This is a genomic window from Novosphingobium arvoryzae, assembly GCF_014652615.1.
In the GTDB taxonomy this organism is placed as follows: Bacteria; Pseudomonadota; Alphaproteobacteria; order Sphingomonadales; family Sphingomonadaceae; genus Novosphingobium; species Novosphingobium arvoryzae.
Window position 1 is genome coordinate 230,110 of the sequence record NZ_BMZD01000002.1, and the last position, 14,642, is coordinate 244,751.

Annotated in this window: 13 protein-coding genes; 4 read left to right on the forward strand and 9 right to left on the reverse strand. The window is 65.2% G+C overall.

The features are described 5' to 3' along the window. Positions 1-8: 8 nt before the first annotated feature. Positions 9-1,058, forward strand: a complete 1,050-nt coding sequence (locus tag IE113_RS04360) for a LacI family DNA-binding transcriptional regulator (protein ID WP_189539204.1) — start codon at positions 9-11, stop codon at positions 1,056-1,058. Between the two features lie 3 nt (positions 1,059-1,061). Here IE113_RS04360 and IE113_RS04365 read toward each other — a convergent pair whose 3' ends face one another. The 4 genes from IE113_RS04365 to IE113_RS04380 all read right to left on the reverse strand — a co-directional run bounded on the left by IE113_RS04365 (position 1,062) and on the right by IE113_RS04380 (position 6,335). Next, complete coding sequence (locus tag IE113_RS04365) at positions 1,062-2,426, reverse strand: cryptochrome/photolyase family protein (protein ID WP_189539205.1); 1,365 nt, start codon at positions 2,424-2,426, stop codon at positions 1,062-1,064. Further along, on the reverse strand, positions 2,423-3,355 hold the full coding sequence (locus tag IE113_RS04370; RefSeq protein ID WP_189539206.1) for a metal-dependent hydrolase: 933 nt from the start codon (positions 3,353-3,355) through the stop codon (positions 2,423-2,425). The genes IE113_RS04365 and IE113_RS04370 overlap by 4 nt, the downstream gene beginning before the upstream one ends. 71 nt (positions 3,356-3,426) lie before the next feature. Further along, complete coding sequence (locus tag IE113_RS04375; RefSeq protein ID WP_189539207.1) at positions 3,427-4,470, reverse strand: 2-oxoacid:ferredoxin oxidoreductase subunit beta; 1,044 nt, start codon at positions 4,468-4,470, stop codon at positions 3,427-3,429. Then, complete coding sequence (locus IE113_RS04380; protein ID WP_189539208.1) at positions 4,467-6,335, reverse strand: 2-oxoacid:acceptor oxidoreductase subunit alpha; 1,869 nt, start codon at positions 6,333-6,335, stop codon at positions 4,467-4,469. The genes IE113_RS04375 and IE113_RS04380 overlap by 4 nt, the downstream gene beginning before the upstream one ends. Before the next feature lie 190 nt (positions 6,336-6,525). Here IE113_RS04380 and IE113_RS04385 point away from each other — a divergent pair, with 190 nt between their 5' ends. Further along, positions 6,526-7,476, forward strand: a complete 951-nt coding sequence (locus IE113_RS04385; RefSeq protein WP_189539209.1) for an alpha/beta hydrolase — start codon at positions 6,526-6,528, stop codon at positions 7,474-7,476. A gap of 9 nt (positions 7,477-7,485) precedes the next feature. Beyond that, positions 7,486-7,971, forward strand: a complete 486-nt coding sequence (locus IE113_RS04390; RefSeq protein ID WP_189539210.1) for an RNA pyrophosphohydrolase — start codon at positions 7,486-7,488, stop codon at positions 7,969-7,971. A 30-nt stretch (positions 7,972-8,001) separates the two neighbouring features. On the opposite strand, the gene IE113_RS04395 is transcribed toward IE113_RS04390, so the two are convergent. From IE113_RS04395 to IE113_RS04415, 5 genes are all read right to left on the reverse strand, one after another. Then, a complete protein-coding gene (locus IE113_RS04395; RefSeq protein WP_189539211.1) occupies positions 8,002-8,508 on the reverse strand; it encodes a tetratricopeptide repeat protein in 507 nt (168 codons plus the stop codon). 38 nt (positions 8,509-8,546) lie between these two features. Then, positions 8,547-9,725, reverse strand: coding sequence for an RsmB/NOP family class I SAM-dependent RNA methyltransferase (locus IE113_RS04400; RefSeq protein ID WP_189539212.1), 1,179 nt, complete (start codon positions 9,723-9,725; stop codon positions 8,547-8,549). A gap of 24 nt (positions 9,726-9,749) precedes the next feature. Next, complete coding sequence (gene guaB, locus IE113_RS04405) at positions 9,750-11,207, reverse strand: IMP dehydrogenase (protein ID WP_189539632.1); 1,458 nt, start codon at positions 11,205-11,207, stop codon at positions 9,750-9,752. A gap of 85 nt (positions 11,208-11,292) precedes the next feature. Further along, positions 11,293-12,798 (reverse strand): M28 family metallopeptidase, encoded by a 1,506-nt coding sequence (locus IE113_RS04410; protein WP_189539213.1) that lies wholly within the window; start codon positions 12,796-12,798, stop codon positions 11,293-11,295. A gap of 107 nt (positions 12,799-12,905) precedes the next feature. Beyond that, positions 12,906-13,808, reverse strand: coding sequence for a 3-hydroxybutyrate dehydrogenase (locus IE113_RS04415; protein WP_444544208.1), 903 nt, complete (start codon positions 13,806-13,808; stop codon positions 12,906-12,908). Between IE113_RS04415 and ypfJ the strand changes: the two genes are divergently transcribed. After that, entirely contained in the window at positions 13,761-14,639 is an 879-nt protein-coding gene (ypfJ, locus tag IE113_RS04420) for a KPN_02809 family neutral zinc metallopeptidase (RefSeq protein ID WP_189539215.1), read from the forward strand. The genes IE113_RS04415 and ypfJ overlap by 48 nt on opposite strands. The last annotated feature ends 3 nt before the right edge of the window (positions 14,640-14,642 follow it).

The window sequence follows — 14,642 nt, forward strand, 5'->3', positions numbered from 1 at the left end:
CGGGGCGCATGGACGAGGACAACAGCAAGGCCAAGGCGCGCAATTACCGCGTGACCTCGTTCGACGTGGCTGCCGAGGCGGGCGTCAGCCAGTCCACGGTTTCGCGCGCGCTGGCTGGCGACCCGGTCGTGAGCGAGGCGACACGGCTGCGCGTCGCAGAAGCTGCCCGCCGATTGAACTATTCCGTCGATGAAAACGCAGCGCGACTGCGCACCGGCAAGACCGGAACACTTGCCGTGGTGGTGATCTGCCGTCCGGATGAAGACCGCAAGGATCTCAACCCCTTTACCTATTCGCTGCTCGGCACGATCTGCGCCGCGGCATCGGTACGCGGGTATGAGACACTGGTCAGTTTTCAGGACGGGCCGCAGAACCTGTCCGGCCGGTATGAGGAACGGCGCAAAGCCGACGGATTGATCCTGATCGGGACGACCCAGAACCTGGATGCGTGGAACTATTACCGCGATCTGGGGCAATCAGGCATGAAGCTGGTGTGCTGGGGATCGCCGTTCGACGATCTGGAATGGATCCGCAGTGACAATCACGCTGGCGCCGTGCTGGCGACCGATCACCTGATCAACGCAGGCTTTCGGCAGATCGTCTGCATCGGTTCCGAAAATTCGCTGCAGCGCCAGTTCAAGGAACGGTACGACGGCTATTGCGAGGCCATCCATGCCGCTGGTCTGACACCGGCCCTGATCGAGATCGAGGAAGGCCTGAGCCGCGAAGAACAGGGCCGCCGCGCGGTCCGTGCGCTGAAAGCCAGCGGCCAGCCCTTCGACGCGATCTTCGCCGTCTGTGACGAGTTGGCGCTGGGCGTTCTGCGCGAACTGACCGAAACCGGCACGCGCATACCACAGGATTGCGGCCTGATCGGCTTCGACGGCATTCGCGCCAGTGCCCACGCCATGCCGCCGCTCTCCAGCATCCAGCCGGATTTCACCGCCGCCGGGGCCATGCTGGTGGACAAGCTGCTGGCCGTCATCGCTGGCAAGGCCCACGAGCAGCGCCGGGTTCCCGTCAGCCTGTTGGCGCGGGAAAGTACCAGGCGGAGTTAGTCCCTAACCCTTCAGCGCTTGATGCGCTGCCAGCGCCCGCGCTCGTGCGGCGGCGTGATCGACGATCCTTTGCGGATAGCCGCGCACCGGCTTGACCGGGTCGTGAATCTCGAAATCCGACAGGTGGGCCAGTTCCGGCACCCATTGGCGGATGTAATCACCAGCGTCGAACTTGGGCGACTGGGTCAGCGGCGCCATGATCCGCACGAACATGTTGCTGTCCACGCCGGTTCCCGCGCTCCATTGCCAGTTGACCGCGTTCGAACCGTAATCGGCATCGACCAGTGTGTCCCAGAACCACTGCTCCCCGCGTCGCCAATCGATCAGCAGGTGCTTTATCAGGAAACTGGCGGCAATCATCCGGACGCGATTGTGCATCCAGCCCGTTGCCCATAGCTGACGCATCCCGGCATCGACGATTGGATAGCCGGTGCGGCCCTGCGTCCAGGCCGTGAAATCCGCATCGGCATCCGCACCTTCACGCCACGGAAAAGCATCATAGGCATCGCGGGCATTGCGGCTGCCATAGTCGGGGTATTGCAGGATCACGTTCTGGGCATATTCGCGCCAGCCAATCTCCCCCAGGAACGTATCGACCGACCCGCCTGCATCGGCCACCCGATGCCAGATCGTGGCAGGCGAAACCTCACCGAAATGAAGGTGCGGAGACAACCGCGAAGTGCCCTCCATCGAGGGCAGGTTGCGGTGCTCCGCATAGCGGGAGGCACGGCCTGCAAAGGTTTCCAGTCGGTCGAGTGCTCCGGCCTCACCGGGCCTCCATTCGGCCCGAAACCCAGCAGCCCAATCCGGCCGGACCGGAAGCAGGCCCCAGTCTTCCAACGGCTCACTCGCCGGCCACTGCGCGGGCGCGGCCAGTTCAGGCACCGGCAACGGCGGCGCGGGCGGCATCCGTTCAGACAACGCGCGCCAGAATGGGGTGTAGATCTTGAAGGGCGTGCCGCTGCCGGTCAGAACAGATCCAGCCGGAACCAGCGTATTGCCATGGTGGAGGTGGAGCGGCACCGAGCGGGCCACGGCGCGCTCGGCATTGCGCCACCACGGTTCATAGTGATGCAACGCGTGGACACTGCTTGCGCCGGTCTCTGCCACCAGTGCGGGCAAGATCTCCTCGCACCGCCCACGCCGGAGAATCAGCCGTGACCCAAGGGCGCGCAAGTCTGCATCGAGCCGGGCCAGGGAGTGATGCAGCCACCAGCGCGAGGCCCCGCCCATCCGGCGGTGGCGCAGCGTTTCATCATCCAGTACAAAGACCGGGATCACCGGCCCGGCCTGGGTGGCGGCGTGGAAAGCTGCCTGGTCTGCCAGCCGCAGGTCGCGGCGCAGCCAGACAATGGTGTGCAAGGTCATGGTTTGGGTTTCAGCGTTACCGTAAATCCGGATCGTGCCGGGGATTGCGCGAAACGCTGGTCAGTCAGCAAGATGCCCTTTGGTCCCACCGTGGCCACTGGCATGCGGCTCCAGAACAGGAACGCCTCTGCACCGGGATTGCCCCGGGCCCAGGCTGCGATGCGGGCATCGGCCATGTTCGTTGGCTTGCCGGATGTATCGATGCCCGATGCCCCGCCAAACAGCGACCAGTCATATGCGCCATGGCGATCCGCGCTGCGCCACAGGATTTCACGGCGCCAGAACGCCGCCGGGACGGGCTGAGATACCACGGTTACGGGATATGGCTCTCGCATCCGGGCCAGATCGGCGGAGACCTCAGTGAGCGTCAGGTTCAGGCCGATATAGGCGGCAAGGACCAGCAACGCCGCGCGGGCCGGGCGCGCCGGACGCCCTGCCCCGCCGCGTTCGCGCCGGCGCGACTGCCAGATGCCCAGACCCAGCATGGCGAGCACCCAGATGTCGATGATGAACAGCGTGTCGCCATAGAACCACCGGCTGGAGAACGGCTCCAGCAGCCGGATGCCGTAATTGTTGAACCAGTCGAACAGCGGATGGCTGAGGCAGCCGATCAAGGCGAGCAGATAGAGCCAGCCAAACCGGACCGGCAAACGCCCTTCCGGCCGGGTTCCCCGCCCGGTTTGCCACCGATCATAGCCCCACAAAAGCGCCGCCAGCACCAGTGGCAGCAGCACCATCGCTGGCGGACCGTGCGTGATGCCACGGCGGAAGCCCAGGTGCTCCGTCCCATCCAGCCAGAGAAAGCACGATGCGTCCACATCGGGCAGGTTCGCGCCGATGATCAGCGCCGGCATGGCAAGGCCCGTGCGACGTTTAAGCCCCGCCTGACCGATTGCGGCGCCGATCAGGGAATGCGTGAGATTATCCATCTACCGGATTTCACACGAAGATGCGCCAAAGGCAAACATCCCGTTCCCGCGTGCAAATCCGGTAATGGATATCAGGCCGGATGCCCCTCGCGGTCGTCCACCGTCCAGGTCTGGCCCTTGGCCAGCAGCTTGCCCAGATCGGCGACCTTGCCTTCGCGGGCCTGGTGATCCTGCCCCAGCACGGCATCCTCGAACGTCGGGCGCGGGTCGTCATAGAGAACGCCCAGCGCCATCGGGAACGGACCAAACGGCATTTCCACCAGCATGTGCGCGATCGAACGGTTGGTCACGTCGTGAACAATCACGCCAGCAGCCTGCCAATCACCATCGGTCACATCGACGACCTTGAGCGTCAACGCCTCGGCATCGAGCGCGATACCCTTGGTGCCCTTGCCGAACAGCATCGGTTCGCCGTTCTTCAGCCACAGCTGCCGATCCTCCGCACCCTTCGGGGCGGCGAATTCCTCGAACCGGTCCTTGTTGTAGACGATGCAGTTCTGGAAGATTTCGATGAACGCCGCGCCGCGGTGCGCATGGGCGGCCTTGAGCACATTCGGCAGTTCCTTCGACACGTCGAACCCGCGCGCGATGAACCGAGCACCCGCCCCCAGCGCGAACGCGCAAGGGCTAGCCGGACGGTCGACCGAGCCGAGCGGCGTGGTCGGGCTGTTGGTGCCCTGACGGCTGGTCGGCGAATACTGCCCCTTGGTCAGACCGTAGATCTCGTTGTTGAACAACATGATCTGGCAATTCAGGTTGCGGCGCAGCACGTGCATCGTGTGGTTGCCACCAATGGACATGCCATCGCCGTCACCCGTGACCAGCCAGATATCCAGTTCCGGATTGGCCAGCTTGATGCCCGTGGCGAAGGCCGGGGCGCGACCGTGGATGGTGTGGAAACCATAGCTTTCGACGTAGTACGGAAAGCGGCTGGAGCAGCCGATGCCGGATACGAACACCGTCTTGGACGGGTCCGCGCCGATTTCCGGCAGGGTGCGCTGCACCGCCTTGAGGATCGCATAGTCGCCGCAACCGGGGCACCAGCGCACTTCCTGATCGGTTTCCCAGTCCTTCAACGTGGTCTGGACCTTGGCGATGGGGGTCATGTCGTTCATGAAAGCGCTCCTTCGATGGCCGCCTCGATCTCTGCGATCGTGAAGGGCTGGCCGGAGGTCTTGGTCAGGGGCTTGGCGTCGACCAGATACTGGTCGCGCAGCACGGTCTTGAACTGCCCGGTATTCATTTCGGGGACCAGCACGCGCTCATACCCCTTGAGCAGGTCGCCCAGGTATTCCGGCAGCGGCCAGACGTGGCGCACATGGACGTGGCTGACATCCAGCCCCTTCGTCCGCGCCCGGCGGACGGCCTGGTGGATCGGGCCATAGGTGCTCCCCCAGCCGACCACGGCCAGCTTGCCGCCTTCCGTGCCCAGCGTGACTTCCTGGGCCGGAATGCCCTTGGCGATACCGTCAACTTTCGCCTTGCGCGCGTCGGTCTGAGCCTGGTGGTTCGCGGGCGAATAGTCGAGGTGGCCTGTATCGACCGCCTTTTCGATCCCGCCAATGCGGTGCATCAGGCCCGGCGTGCCGGCCTTGATCCACGGCCGCGCACCCTTTTCGTCGCGCTTGTAGGGCAGCAGGGTGTCGCCGCCGTTCTTCTCGGTCAGGAACTGCACGGGGAACGGCGTGAACGTGGCCGGATCAGGCACCTTCCACGGTTCCGCCGCGTTGGCGATGTAGCCATCGGTCAGCAGGATCACCGGCGTCATGTACTGCACGGCAATGCGGCACGCCTCGATCGCGCAATCGAACGCGTCCGACGGGCTGCGCGCAGCAATCACCGGAATCGGCGCATCGCCATTGCGGCCATAGACTGCCTGATAAAGGTCGCTCTGCTCGGTCTTGGTCGGCAGACCGGTCGACGGGCCACCACGCTGCGAATTGACGATGACCAGCGGCAGTTCGGTCATCACCGCCAACCCCATCGCCTCACCCTTCAGGGCAATGCCCGGACCGGACGAGGAGGTGACGCCCAGTTGCCCGGCATAGCTGGCCCCGATGGCCGCGCAGATCGCCGCGATTTCGTCTTCCGCCTGGAACGTGGTGACGCCGAATTCCTTCAGCCGGACCAGGCTGTGCAGGATCGAGCTGGCAGGCGTGATCGGATAGCCGCCAAAGAACATCGGCAGTTCGGCCAACTGCGCCCCGGCGACCAGCCCCAGCGCAATCGCGTCGGCACCCGTCACCGTACGATAAAGGCCCGGCGGCGATGCAACGGGATCAAGATGGATCTTCTTGATCTGGCCGCCCAGTTCCGCCGTCTCGCCATAGGCATGGCCGGCATTGAGCGCGGCGATGTTGGCATCCGCCAGAACCTGGTTCTTGGCGAACTTGCCCTTCAGCCAGTCAATCAGCGGCGCGCGGTCGCGGTCGAACATCCAGAGCGCCAGCCCCAGTGTCCACATGTTCTTGCAGCGCAGTGCTTCCTTGTTGCCAAGGCCGAACGGCTTGACCGATTCCAGCGTCAGCGCGCTGATGTCGAAGGCCAGCACCTGCCACTTCGCCAGGCTGCCGTCTTCCAGCGGATTGACATCGTACTTGGCCTTTTCAAGGTTGCGCTTGTTGAATTCACCGGTGTCAGCGATGATCAGCCCGCCGGGCTTGAGCGCACCGACATTGGTTTTCAGCGCCGCCGGGTTCATCGCCACCAGCACATCCGGCGCATCGCCCGCGGTGTCGATCTCAGTCGAACCGAAGTTGATCTGGAACGCCGAAACGCCGAACAGCGTGCCTTGCGGCGCACGGATTTCCGCCGGAAAATCCGGGAAGGTGGCAAGGTCGTTGCCCGCCAGCGCGGTCGAGAGCGTGAACTGCCCACCGGTCAACTGCATGCCGTCGCCGGAGTCACCCGCAAAGCGGACAACGACAGCTTCGGGCGCGTTGGTGGTCTGTGCTTGTTGATCGGCGAGTTGCGTTGCCATGCTTGTTCCTTGTCAGGCGGACAGGCCGCCCCTTCTCACTCAGGGCCGCCCTAATCCCCTCCCTGCCGACTGCGCAATCAAGAAAAACTGTCGCCCCGGCAAAACCACAAGACGAGCGCCAAGGCGGCTAGTCAAGTGGCATTTCGCGACTTAACCTGCCGATTAAACAGTAACGAGAGAGGATTCCCCGATGGCCGATACCCAGCCCTATGTCCGTCCCGACGTAAAAGCTGTGCTTGATGCGCTGGCCGCAATGGCGGGACCGGAAATGAGCGAGATACCACTGGCCGATGCCCGCGCCAGCTATCTCGCCATGGGGGCCATGCTGGAAGCCGATCCGCTGCCGCTGGCGGTGATCAAGGATCTGACCTGCCCCGGCCCCGGCGGTGCCATTCCGCTGCGCCTCTACGATGCCCGCGCAGAGCGTGGCCCCGGCCCGGTTATCATGTTCTTCCACGGAGGAGGATTCGTGATTGGCGATCTCGATACCCATCACGCGCTGTGCACCCAGATTGCCGCGGAAATGGATCTGCCCGTTGTCGCCGTGCATTACCGCCTGGCACCCGAGGCGCCCTACCCCGCCGCCGCGGACGATTGCGAGGCAGCGACCCGCTGGGTGGCTGGCAGCCCGACCGACCTGGGACGCAGCGCCACCGGGCTGATCACCACGGGAGACAGTGCTGGCGGGCACCTGGCCATTGTCGTGCCCCAGGCCCTTGCGGCGCAACCGGCGGCCGTACCGGTAATCATGCAGGCCCCGATCTATCCGGCCACGGATGAATCGCATGACGGATCGATGCAGGAATTTGCCGAGGGCTATGTCCTGACCAAGAAGACGATGGACTGGTTCATGGATTGCTATGCGCCAGTCGCTGGCGAAGCGCGGGCCTATCCGATCCATGGCAACCACGCCGCCTCGCCGCCAACCGTCATCACCACCGCCGGGCTGGACCCCTTGCGCGATCAGGGCCGTCGCTACGCCGCCGCACTGATCCAGGCCGGGGTGGAGTGCCACTACATGGAAATGAAGGGCATCGTTCATGGCTTCGTCAACTTGCGCAAAGCCGTCCCCAGCGCCCAGGCCGACACGCTGGCCTTCATCAAGGCAATGAAGTTGATGCTGGAGCGGGTTTCGGCCTAAAGGGCCGTCATGACTGATCCTTTCGCCAATCTGCCCTATCGCCCCTGCGTGGGCGTCATGCTCGTCAATTCCGCCGGCCACGCCTTTGTCGGCCGGCGGATCGACAACCAGGAGGGGGAATTCTGGCAGATGCCGCAAGGCGGGATCGACGATGGCGAGGATTTGCGCGAAGCCGCCCTGCGCGAACTGTGGGAAGAAACGGGCGTGCGGGCCGAGCATGTCACGATCCTGGCGCAAACCCGCGAGGAACTGCTTTATGACCTGCCGCCCGAACTGCTGGGCAAGGTTCTGGGCGGAAAATTCCGCGGCCAGCGCCAGCACTGGCTGCTGGCCCGCTTCACCGGCGAAGACGCGCATATCGACCTGGAAGCGCATGATCCGCCGGAATTCTGCGAGTGGAAGTGGCTCAACCCCGCGCATTTGCCGGATGTGATCGTGCCGTTCAAAAAGCGCGTCTACCGCGCCGTTCTGGACGAATTCCGCGACCTGATCTGAACCGAAGCCCCGTCACGAGGCCACAAGAGTTCAGTTTTCGACCACCACGGGCTCTGCCTTGACCTGATCCGCCGTGACCACCCTGGGCGCGGGACCGGCTGCAATCGCGGCGGCAAGATCGCGGGCAGGCTGGCAATCCGCGCCGCACAGCTGGTTCAGCCGCGACAGGTTGCGCCGTGCCTTCTCGATTGCGCCCTTCTCGGCCAGCGCCATGCCCTCACCCGCGATGGCATACTGGTTGTCCGGTTCGATCGTCAGCGCCTGGCGGTAATACCGCAGCGCCTTGCCCTGCATCCCCTGCTTGCGGGTCGCCTCCGCAAGGTTGAGATAGATCGCGACATGGCCGGGCTGGACGGCAAGAGCCGATTCATAAGCATCGATCGCGCCATCGACATTGCCAGCCGCCAGCGCGCTCCGCCCCTGCTGAACCAATGCCGCCGCGCGTGGGTCAAGCGGGGCGGGAGCCTTGCCTTGTCCCACGCTGGATGTCACCGCGACCAGCATGGCCAGCGCGAGGGCAGCGGGGGTGTAGCGCATCAATTGCTCCCGAATGGTCGGCATACACAGCGTGGCTATCACAGCTTCCGCAGGCGCGCGACGAAAAACCCGTCCGTGCCGTCATGCCAGGGCGACAAGCGCAGCCCCTGGCCGCGAGGCACACCGGCGCCGATGCCCGGCGCCTCGACCTGCCACCCCGGATTGCGCGACAGGAACGCATCCACCTGATTCGCCCCCTCGGCATCCAACAGCGAGCAGGTGACAAACACCAACCGGCCACCAACGCGCACCAGGCCCGCCGCAACGTCCAGCAAGCGGGACTGAAGGGCCGCATAACGGGCGACTTCCGTGGGGCTGAGCCGCCAGCGCGCTTCCGGATTGCGCCGCCACGTGCCTGTACCAGAACACGGTGCGTCAACCAGCACCGCATCGGCCTGTCCGGCAAGGTCCGCCAGCGCGTCCAATTCCCGATTGGGGTTCAGCAGGCGCATTTCGATCAGACCGGCCCCGGCCCGCTCGGCACGAGGGGTCAGCCGCGACAGACGGGTGCGGTCGGTATCGCAGGCGATCAGCCGCCCGCGCCCGGCCATCGCGGCGGCCAGCGCCAGCGTCTTGCCGCCAGCACCTGCGCACAAGTCGATTACCATCTCGCCAGACTGGGCCGCGACTGCAAGGCACGTCAGCTGCGAGCCGCCGTCCTGTACCTCGATCTGGCCAGCCTGATAGGCCTCCCAGCTTTCGACGTTGGTGCCATGCGGCAGGCGCAGCCCCTGCGGTGCCAGCAACGCCTCGCCGGCCAGCGGCAAGTCCAGTACCGCACGATCCGCTTTCAGCGTGTTGACGCGAATGTCCAACGGTGCCCGGTCCAGCAACCGGGCGGCCTCATCGGCAGCGATCCCGCTATCGGCAAGGGCTTGTTCCAACCAGCGTGGGGCAATGCCCGGAGCCGCGACAGGCTCACCCTCCGCGATCGGCAGCGGCGCGTGGCGCGATCCATCGAACAGGCCGGCCAGCGACGGGTCCCGGTGGGCAAGCAGCACCAGCGCGGCCCGCCCGCTTTCGGGAACGTCGCCGCAAGTCCGGATCGCGGCATAGGCCAGATCGCGCACCGCCCGGCGATCCCCGCTGCCGGCAAAGCGACGCGTGCGGAACCAGTCGGTAATGATCCGGTCAGCCGGAGCGCCGCCCCGGCGCGCGGCGTCGATCACCAGGTCCAGCACCTCGATCGCGGCCTGGACGCGCGCTTGCGGGGTCATCGCCCTGAACCCGTTCCGCCCGCCTTATCGCGTCGGGTAGTTCGGGGCTTCGCGCGTGATCGTGACGTCGTGAACGTGGCTTTCCTTCAGCCCCGCGCCGGTGATCCGCACGAAGTTGGCCTTGGTGCGCAGTTCCTCGATCGTGGCCGATCCGGTGTAGCCCATCGCCGCCTTGATGCCGCCAACCAGCTGGTGAATGACGTCCTTGGCGGGTCCCTTGTAGGGCACCTGGCCTTCGATCCCTTCGGGCACCAGCTTCATCTGGTCCTTGATGTCGCCCTGGAAATAGCGGTCCGCACTGCCGCTACCCATCGCCCCGACCGAGCCCATGCCGCGATACGACTTGTAGGCGCGGCCCTGATACAGGAACGTTTCGCCCGGTGCTTCCTCGGTCCCGGCCAGCAACGAGCCGACCATGACCGACGATGCCCCGGCAGCAAGCGCCTTGGCCGCATCGCCCGACGTGCGCAGACCGCCATCGGCGATGATCGGCACGCCCGCGTCACGCGCGGCGCGCGAAGCTTCCATGATCGCGGTCAGCTGCGGCACGCCCACGCCCGCGACAATGCGGGTCGTGCAGATCGAACCAGGGCCGATGCCCACCTTCACCGCGTCCGCACCCGCATCGATCAGCGCGCGGGTAGCGTCATAAGTGGCGACGTTGCCCGCGATCACCTGCGCCGAATTGGACAGCTTCTTCACCCGCTCCACCGCGCGCGCGACGTCCTTGTTGTGCCCGTGCGCCGTGTCGATGATCACGACATCGCATTCGGCCGCCAGCAGCGCCTCGGTCCGTTCAAAGCCCTTGTCACCCACGGTGGTCGCCGCGGCCACGCGCAGGCGCCCGGCGGCGTCCTTGGTGGCGTTGGGGTAATTGACCGCCTTTTCGATGTCCTTGACCGTGATCAGGCCGACGCAGTGGAATGCATCATCCACCACCAGCAGCTTCTCGATCCGGCGCTGGTGCAGCAGCTTGCGCGCTTCTTCCTTGCCCACGCCCATGCTGACGGTCGCGAGGTTTTCGTGGGTCATCAATTCGCGCACCGGCTGGGCCGGGTTCTCGGCAAACCGCACATCGCGGTTGGTAACGATGCCGACCAGCTTACCGCTGGCTTCGACGACCGGAATGCCGCTGATGCGGTTGATCTGCATCAGGGCCCGCGCCTCACCCAGGGTGGCGTCGGGGCCGATGGTGATCGGGTTGACCACCATGCCGCTTTCAAACCGCTTCACCGCGCGAACGGCGGCGCACTGTTCCTCAAGGGTAAGGTTGCGGTGCAGCACCCCAATGCCGCCCAACTGGGCCATGACAATCGCCATGTCGGCTTCGGTCACGGTATCCATCGCGGACGACAGCACCGGGATATTCAGCGCAATCTCACGCGAAAGCCGGGTCCGGGTATCGGCCATCGAGGGGACGATATCGGATTCGGCGGGCTGGAGCAGGACGTCGTCAAACGTCAGGCCAAGGGGGATGTCGATGAATGCCACAGTGCCTCTGGGGGTCTAGAATCGTGGCGGCCCATGTAAACCCAGTCCCCGAAAAGGGCTAGTGCGTTTTCCAGCCCTATTTTGCGGGCCGGTCCGGGATGCCGGGCACCTTCCTTGGATCGGCAAACCAGCGTGCCAGTGCGGTGAGGAAAACGACATCGTCCGCCGCTCCGCCCAGCTCGATGCCGGGTTTCACCGTGTCGCCGGGGCGGTGGTAATCACCGTCCATAAAGCGCTCCATCCGCGCGATATCGGACCATGCGGTGGAAACCATCACGGCCGGCACATCGTGCTGCAATAACGCCCAGCCATCCTGCCGCCGCACGAAGGCGTTGGCAGCATCGCCGTTCACCAGCTTCTTCTTGTTGGCCTTGGCCGCCGCGGCGATCTGGGCATCCAGTCCGGTCATGCCCTTGCCGACGATGGCAAAAGGTGACCCCGCCGGGGCCACCGCCACGGTATCGATATTGAACGCCGCCACGATTTGTCCCAACGGCAGCGGTGGATTGTCGGCAAAGGCGTGCGCACCCAGCAAGCCGATCTCCTCTGCCGTAGTCGCCAGGAAATAAATGTCACGCTCTGGCGTGATCCCGCGCACCAACCGCCGGGCGATCTCGGTCAGCACCGCCACCCCGCTCGCGTTGTCGATCGCGCCATTGCAGATCAGGTCTTCGGCGGGCGGCTCGGCACAGCGTCCGAAATGGTCCCAGTGCGCCAGCAGCAGCACCGCCTTGCCATCCGGTTTGCGCCCAGGCAGCTTGCCGATCACGTTGTGGGTGTTGATCCGCGTCTCACGCGTGGTGGCTTCCAGTGTGGCCGTCAGGTCGATCAGGCGGGGTGCGAAATCGGGCGCCGCCGCCGCCGCCTGCAAGCTTGCCAGCGACTGCCCGGTCCCGGCCAGCAACCGCCCCAGCCCCTCCGGCGTGATGAACGCTTCCAGATCACCGCCCAGCCGGTCGCTGGCCAGCGCATAGCCGGACCGTTCGCGACGATCGCGGACGTTGTCCAGCGTACGATCACCGTCCAGCACAGTCAGCACCGCGGTCGCCCCGCCCTTGAGCAAGGCGTTCTGCCGCTCCGAATCCTCGGTTCCGCCATCCAGCAACAGCGCCACCCGCCCCGCCAGCTCGGTACGCGAAGGGATTGCCGCACCCGTGCCCACAAACAGGACCGGCGCGTTTTCAACCAGGCTGCGCTTGGCCGACGTCAACACCAGCGTCGCACCGGCCGGCAGGATCAGCCGCCGCCCCTTGCGCATAAACACGGCATTGCTGCCATAGGGCTCGCGCGCGACCAGCGTGACCGGCGCAAACCAGTTATGCAGCGGGTCATTAGTGCCGGATTCCAGGCCGATGTCGAACCACTGCTTGCCAAGATAGCGCAGCGTCTTGGATTCGCCTTCGGTCCCCGGCTCGCGTCCCTCATAGGCGTCGCTGGCGAGTTCGGTGATGTGGGCCAGCAATTGCGCTTCGAGCGCCTTGTCCCGTTTGGGCGCGGCGACGGAGGCGGCGGGAGACAACAGCATAGTGGCGGCAAATGCCACCACAACCCCTCGCCTCATCGCTCTCCAGCCACGCTTCATCGCGGCGAAACTACACGTTGCCCGCCCGCCGACAAGCGCCGTTCGTCGAGTCGGTTCAGTTCGCCGCGCGGGGTGGCAGGAAAGCTACAGTCGCGCTACCCGCCGCCCTATTCCGCGGTCCAGCCACCATCCATGCTGATGTTCGTCCCGGTGATGTTGGCGGCGGCGTCGCGGCACAGGAACACGGCCATTTCGCCCACGTCGCCTGGCTGGACGAACTTCTTGGTCGGCTGGCGCTGCAACAGCACATCGTTGATCACCTGCTCGCGCGAGAGGCCGCGGGCGGCCATCGTGTCGGGGATCTGGTTTTCCACCAGCGGCGTCCAGACATAGCCGGGGCTGATGCAGTTGGCGGTGATGTTGTGCGTTGCCAGTTCCAGCGCCAGCGTCTTGGTCAGCCCGGCAAGGCCATGCTTGGCCGAAACATAGGCCGCCTTGAACGGGGAAGCGGTCAGCGAATGGGCGCTGGCCGTGTTGATTATCCGCCCCCACCCGGCAGCCTTCATGTGCGGGATCGCCAGGCGGCAGGCATCGAACGCCGCCGTCAGGTTCAGGGCAATGATCGTGTCCCACTTCTCGACCGGGAATTCCTCGACCGGGGCGACATGCTGCATCCCGGCATTGTTGACCAGGATGTCGACCGGCCCAGCCCCCGCCATCAATGCTTCGACCCCGGCGCGCTGCGACAGGTCGGCGGCGACATGGATTGCGCCCAGTTCCTCGCACAACGCGGCAATCACGGCGTCATCGCCGAAGCCGGACAGCACCACCTCTGCCCCCTCGGCCCGCAGCGAGCGCGCAATCGCCAGCCCGATGCCCGACGTCGAACCCGTAATCAGCGCACGCTTGCCCGAAAGAAACATTCCCGACTCCAACCCTATGAGAAAACACGTTACACCCCGGCATTGCCGCTGGGTCGCAAACCTGTCCAGCGTCTTGCCACGGTTTGGAAGGTTTTCGCGATGCGCCTCGACGATTTTGATCCCAATGCCCTGAACATCGAGGATCAGCGCGGCAGTGGCGGCGGGTTCCGGATGGGCGGCGGCGGCGGCAAGATCGGCTGCGGCACCCTGGTGATCGCCCTGATTGCGGCAGTGGTGTTCGGGGTCGATCCGGTGCAGATGCTGGGCGGGCTGCAACAGATACAGCAGGCCGGGCCGGAAGTGGCCGGCCCCGCGCAGGGCGGCGCGACCATTTCGGAAAGCTGCACGGTCGACGCGATGAGCCGCGAGACATGCAATGCGCTCTCCTCGCTCAACAAGACCTGGCAACCGATCTTCGCGGCGGCGGGCGAGGAATTCGCGCCGCCGAAGCTGGTGTTCTATTCCCAGTCCGGCGATTCCGGCTGCGGCGCGGCGCAAAGCGCGATGGGGCCGTTCTATTGCCCAAGCGACAACGGCATCTACATCGACACCGACTTCTACCGCGAGATGGAGCAGAAGCTGGGGGCCGGAGGCGATTTCGCCCGCGCCTATGTCATCGCGCATGAATATGGCCACCATATCCAGACCATCACCGGCATCGCCGCGCAGATCCGCAGCGCGCAAGAGCGCAATCCGCAGGCCGCCAACCGCTTGCAGGTGCGGATGGAATTGCAGGCCGATTGCTATGCCGGGGTCTGGGCCGCCAAGAATGCCGACCGGATCGAACCGGGCGACATGGAAGAAGGCCTGAACGCGGCGCACTCCATCGGCGATGACACGCTGATGAAAAACGCCGGCCGCCGCCCGGTAGAAGCCGCCTTCACCCACGGCACCAGCGAACAGCGGATGACCTGGCTCAAGCGCGGACTGGAAAGCGCGAGCGAGAACGCCTGCGACACGTTTGCCGATCTGCGGTAACCG

Bases quoted from the DNA above. Each gene is read 5' to 3' on its own strand.
- IE113_RS04360 (WP_189539204.1), top strand. From the start codon at position 9: ATGGACGAGGACAACAGCAAGGCCAAGGCGCGCAATTACCGCGTGACC.
- IE113_RS04365 (WP_189539205.1), bottom strand. From the start codon at position 2,426: ATGACCTTGCACACCATTGTCTGGCTGCGCCGCGACCTGCGGCTGGCA.
- IE113_RS04370 (WP_189539206.1), bottom strand. From the start codon at position 3,355: ATGGATAATCTCACGCATTCCCTGATCGGCGCCGCAATCGGTCAGGCG.
- IE113_RS04375 (WP_189539207.1), bottom strand. From the start codon at position 4,470: ATGAACGACATGACCCCCATCGCCAAGGTCCAGACCACGTTGAAGGAC.
- IE113_RS04380 (WP_189539208.1), bottom strand. From the start codon at position 6,335: ATGGCAACGCAACTCGCCGATCAACAAGCACAGACCACCAACGCGCCC.
- IE113_RS04385 (WP_189539209.1), top strand. From the start codon at position 6,526: ATGGCCGATACCCAGCCCTATGTCCGTCCCGACGTAAAAGCTGTGCTT.
- IE113_RS04390 (WP_189539210.1), top strand. From the start codon at position 7,486: ATGACTGATCCTTTCGCCAATCTGCCCTATCGCCCCTGCGTGGGCGTC.
- IE113_RS04395 (WP_189539211.1), bottom strand. From the start codon at position 8,508: ATGCGCTACACCCCCGCTGCCCTCGCGCTGGCCATGCTGGTCGCGGTG.
- IE113_RS04400 (WP_189539212.1), bottom strand. From the start codon at position 9,725: ATGACCCCGCAAGCGCGCGTCCAGGCCGCGATCGAGGTGCTGGACCTG.
- IE113_RS04410 (WP_189539213.1), bottom strand. From the start codon at position 12,798: ATGAAGCGTGGCTGGAGAGCGATGAGGCGAGGGGTTGTGGTGGCATTT.
- ypfJ (WP_189539215.1), top strand. From the start codon at position 13,761: ATGCGCCTCGACGATTTTGATCCCAATGCCCTGAACATCGAGGATCAG.